Origin of the sequence: Sutterella sp., assembly GCF_052272535.1 — a bacterium.
Lineage (GTDB): Bacteria > Pseudomonadota > Gammaproteobacteria > Burkholderiales > Burkholderiaceae_F > Sutterella.
Genome location: NZ_DAVZJY010000308.1, coordinates 1 through 2,191, shown reverse-complemented (window position 1 = coordinate 2,191; position 2,191 = coordinate 1). Strand labels below are relative to the sequence as shown.

Genomic DNA, 2,191 nt, shown 5'->3' with positions numbered 1-2,191 from the left:
CGTAGCTCGAAACCGCCCGGTGGAGGAGCCAGCTGTCGAGCCGTGCGCCCGCACCGAGCTGCGTGCCCGAGCGCCGGTCGTCCGTGCGCATGAAGTTCTCCGCGGCGCTGCGCGTAGTGCCCTCGGTGCGCCGGAGCTCTTCGCCGCGGGTGGCGGCGGCGGTGCGCCGCGCTTCGAGGCTCGTGCGCTCGCTCTTCGCGGATTCGTCGGATGCTGCGGCCGACCGCCGCATCTCGTCGGTGCGCCGCGTCTCCCAGCCCGCGCCCGACGTCTGGGCGACGGTTTGGGCGACGCCCTCGCGCTGCTCCACGCCCGTCGTGGTCCTGAAGCCTCCGTCGAGGTGAACGCCCGCTTCGGGGAGGATGTTTCCCGCGCCCGCACCCGCGTCGGCGCTGCCGTTCGGGATGAGGACGCCGCCCGGTGCAAGGGGGCCGCCTGTACCGCCGGGGCCGCCTGTACCGCCTGTGCCGCCTGTGCCGCCTGTGCTGCCCGCACCGCCCGCGCCCCCAACAACGCCTCCCGGCACGCCCGCGCCGTAGGGGACGAGACTCCCCGAAGAGGCGCCCGAAGGCGTCCGCGCAGCCGCTCCGGCCGAGGCTGCGGTCGGCGCAAGCCCCGAACCCCTTGGCCCGAACCCGGTTCCGGGCGTGAAGACGCCATGGGCGAGGGAGGATTCCGCTCTCGCGGCGGCGTCTCCGAGGCGCATCGGGGAAGATCCCGCCGCGCCCGGCGCGACCTCGGGCACAAGCGGGTCGGTTTGCCCGATTCCGATGCGCACGCCCGTCTGCGTCGCGACGCCCAGGTTTTCCGAGAGTCCTGCGCCGGCATTCAAAGACGTGCTGCGCCGCTCGGCCATGCCTTCGGTGAAGGCTCCCGAATCGGCCGAGCTCACCATCCGGCCCGAGGATTCCGAGGCGGTGCGCTGCACGGCCGACCCCGAGACCAACGCCGACTGACTCGCGTCGCTGCGGCCGGCGGTTTCTGCCTGCGTGATGCCCGTCTGCGCGACGCGCGAGCTCGAAGACTGCGCCATGGCGCCGGTGCTGCGGCCCTCGGTCAAGGTGGAGGCGGCCGAGACGCCGAGGTCGGAGGTCTGCACCGAAATGCCGGTCACCGCTCCCGTGGAGGCGTCGCGCACCACCGTGCCGTGCGCGGTGGTGGAGCGCGAGACCGAGCCCGCGACGAACCCTTCGGAGACGTCGGACTTGTTGGCCGAGGCCGTGTTGACGGTGCTCGTGCCGATCGAGGCGTTCCCGGCCGAGACGTTCCCTGCGGAGAGCTGTGCGCTCTGGCTCTGCGCGGCCGCGCCCGCGGGCTGCATCATCTGAGAGGCGAGGCTCACGGCGCCCATGTCGGAGGCCTTGGCGATGAGGTAGGAGATCAGAGGAACGAGGAGCATCATGTAGCCCGCCATCGCCTGCGAGGTCGCGCCCTGGTCGCGGATCAGGTCCGCGGCTTCGAGCGTGAGCCCTCCGTAGTGGGCCGCGAGCTGGTTCATCGGATGGGCGTCGAGGGTGATCAGAAGATGGTTCATCACCGCCGCAATCGGCGCCCAGAGGGCGAGCCAGAGAAAGAGCGTCAGATACATGCGCGCCACCGCGGCGCCCGAGGCCCCGCAGGCGACCAACATCGCCATCACGACGGGGAAGGCGGCGATGAGGACGAACTCGAGGAGGTTGCGCAGCTTCGGGAGAAACGCCGCCGCAAGTTCGCCCATCGTGCGAAACGAGATTTCCGACGCAAGCGCCCCCTGCGCCTTCGCGAGCGCCACCGCCGCGGCGACGGGGAGTTCCATGCGCGCCGCCGCCCGGTCCAGGCCCGCGGGGATCTCGGCGAGGAGCACCGCGTGGGAGAGGGACTCCGAGAGCGACTGCGAGACGCCGAGCATCTTGGAGGCCGACTCCGGAATCGCCTTCTTCAGGGCCGCCTCAAAGACGGAGGAGGCCTGCGCCTCGCCCTCGGTGAACTTCGCGACGAGAAGCCGCTCCTGCGCGGGAACCTCCACGCGGGTGAGGACGTCGGCGACGCGGCGCGCGGCTTCGTCGCAGTAGACGGGCGCGCCCGCGATCATCATGAAGCGCGCGGGATTGGTCCACCCGGGTGTGGTGACGGTGGCCGAGAGGTTCGCCGAAGTCGTGAGTTCGGCGAGCTTCGCGTCGCTCTCCAAGACTTCGGGGCTCACGCACCGGTC

1 protein-coding gene is annotated in these 2,191 nt (G+C 71.6%); it reads right to left on the bottom strand.

What is annotated here, in order from left to right:
* Positions 1 to 2,191, bottom strand: a 2,191-nt coding sequence (locus tag ACT6Y9_RS10545) for a conjugal transfer protein TraG N-terminal domain-containing protein (protein ID WP_443744499.1), incomplete at both ends; no start/stop codon positions are given.